Here is a 2,430-nt window from a genome sequence, read left to right as displayed (position 1 = left end):
CAGCCCGCCGGCAAGATACTCCCCAAGGAAGCTGCCGGTGCTGCCGCCGATGACGATCAAGGGACGCTTTTCCATATATTCCTTCATATGGATCCCCGCCCGGTAGCCTGCGCTGCCCTTGACGTAGATCTCGCCGCCCCGCATGGCGTACCCAAGGGCGTCTCCTGCGTTGCCGTGGATCACGATCCTGCCGGCGTTCATGGTATCCCCCACTGCATCCTGGGCATTGCCCTTGACGATCATGGTAGCGCCGTTCAGATATGCCCCCATGGCGTTGCCCGGGGTGCCGTTGATGGTAATGGTCTTGTCCGCTGCGCCGCAGCCGATGAACCGTTCCCCGAAGCAGTCGTTGATCTGGATCTCTCCGGCGGCATGGCGCACAGCTTCGTTCAGCTTTTCATATCCAAGCTCTTTTGCAGAAAGTGTCATTTCTCACGCCCTCCTAACATAACCTTCCGATCCGCCTGGCTGAACGCCATCAGCTCCGGCTCCCGGCACAGCAGGTCAAAGTCCACGCTGCTCAGGGGGGTGCGGTTGCGGATCATTGCGGTGTAAATGCCTGCCCGGTGGATATCCCCGATGAGGATATAGCCGCACAGCCGGTCGTTCTCGTAAAACAGCTCCTTGAAGCCGGTGCCGTCGTCCTGTACAAAGGTTTCCCCGTGATAGGAACCGGCGGTCATCATATGAAGCCCGAACAGACCGATGGAGTTCATGGGAATGGCGGTGTCAAACACAGCCTCCTGCCCCGCCATATTCGCCCCGGCGCATGCCCCCTGCATATAGGCGTTAGGCAGCAGCGCCATGATCTTGATCTGCTGCTCGGCGCAGTCCATGCTTTCGGTGCAGTCCCCGGCGGCGTATACCTCCGGCAGGCTGGTGCGCATATGGTCATCCACGGTAATGCCCCTGCCCACTGCGCCTCCTGCATCCTTCACCAGGGCGGTATTGGCACGCACGCCCACCGCCAGTACCAGGCAGTCAAACTCGATCTGCCCGCCGCCGGTGAGGATGGCAGTATTGCCGGAAAATTCCTTCACGCTCTCCCCCAGGAAGAATCGCAGGTCATGCTGCTCCAGGTAATGCTTGATCCTTGCGGAGGCTGCATCGTCCAGAATACTGGACAGCACCCGGGGTGCCAGATCCACCACTGTGATGGACTTGACCGTATCCGCAATGCCCTCGGCGCATTTCAGACCGATCAGCCCTGCGCCGATGATGAGCACCCGGCTCTTGCTGCCGATCATGCCGGACAGACGCTTTGCGTCCTCCAGGGAGCCGAAGGTGGTCTTGTGCTCCACCGTATCCAGCCCCGCCATGGGAGGCACGAAGGGGGAGGAACCGGTGGCAACCAGTACCCTGTCGTAGGATTCGGCACTGCCGTCCGCCAGAAGCACCTGCTTCTGTTCCGGATCCAGCTTTACCACCGTGGTATTGGGCCGGAAGTCGCAGTGCATCCTCTCGTAGAAGTCCCGGTCCCGGTACAGCATCTTCTCCTCTGTGGTTTTCCCCAGCAGCAGGTAGGAGATCAGCGGCCGGGAGTAGGTGTGATAGGGCTCGGAGGAAAGGATCAGGATCTGTCCTGTCCGGTCGGTTTTCCGAATGGCCTCCACTGCGCCGATGGCTGCGGCGGAGTTGCCGATGATCACATATTTCATACTGACACCTTCCTTTCCTCGCTGTCCTCAAATACAATGGCGCCGTTGGGGCAGCCCTGTACGCAATTGGGCAATCCGGTGGCAGTGTTCACGCACAGCTCACACTTTTTCACCGCTCCGTTGTCGGAGGGGACGATCGCCCCGTAGGGACATGCAAGAATACAGGTGTAGCAGTGAATACACCGGTCGGAGTTGATGCGGATCACCCCGTCCTGCACGGACAGCGCCCCGGTCAGACAGCTTTTGACGCACAGGGGATCCTCACAGTGGCGGCAGGATACGGCAAAATGCACGCCGTTTTCCTCCTCCACATGGATCCGGGGGCGGATGGTCTGATGCTTCAGGGCAAGCGCCATATTGGGCTTGCCGGTTTCCGCAAATGCACAGTAATATTCACAAAGGTGGCATCCCAGACACCATTCCTCATTTACATATACTCGTTTCATGGGTGTTTCTCCTCTTTTCCTGCAAAATTCGACCATCACTCACCTGCATGCTTGATGCCAAGGATCTCCAGCTCCCGGTCGGTAAGCCCCACGCCCCGGAGCATCAGCCGGTTGCCCCGGAGGCTCTCGATGGAATTGATGCCCATGCCGCCCATCAGCTCCATCAGCTCATGCCGCCAAGCAGTCACCAGGTTCACCAGCCGCTGATAGCCGATCTCCGGGTTCAGCCGCTTCACAAGCTCCGGCCGCTGGGTTGCAATGCCCCAGTTGCACTTGCCGGTCTGACAGCTGCGGCACAGGTGGCAGCCCAGAGCAAGAAGCGCCGC

At 59.7% G+C, this 2,430-nt stretch carries 3 protein-coding genes and 1 pseudogene; all 4 read right to left on the bottom strand.

What is annotated here, in order from left to right; translation table 11 throughout:
- A pseudogene (locus QVO51_RS04580) lies at positions 1 to 429 on the bottom strand (glutamate synthase); the annotation flags it as partial.
- On the bottom strand, positions 426 to 1,658 hold the full coding sequence (locus QVO51_RS04575) for an NAD(P)/FAD-dependent oxidoreductase (protein WP_022357416.1): 1,233 nt from the start codon (positions 1,656 to 1,658) through the stop codon (positions 426 to 428). The gene QVO51_RS04575 and the pseudogene QVO51_RS04580, both read right to left, overlap by 4 nt.
- Positions 1,655 to 2,104: a 4Fe-4S dicluster domain-containing protein gene (locus QVO51_RS04570; RefSeq protein WP_022357415.1), complete on the bottom strand. Its 450-nt coding sequence runs from the start codon at positions 2,102 to 2,104 to the stop codon at positions 1,655 to 1,657. The genes QVO51_RS04575 and QVO51_RS04570 overlap by 4 nt, the downstream gene beginning before the upstream one ends.
- Positions 2,105 to 2,139: 35 nt before the next feature.
- A partial coding sequence (locus QVO51_RS04565) for a glutamate synthase-related protein (protein ID WP_288167858.1) occupies positions 2,140 to 2,430 on the bottom strand: 291 nt, incomplete at its 5' end.

It is taken from the genome of Ruminococcus sp. CAG:379, from assembly GCF_000434255.1.
GTDB lineage: Bacteria > Bacillota > Clostridia > Oscillospirales > Ruminococcaceae > Ruminococcus_F > Ruminococcus_F champanellensis.
Note: the sequence above shows the minus strand (reverse complement) of the source record. Positions and strands in the feature narration are given on the sequence as shown.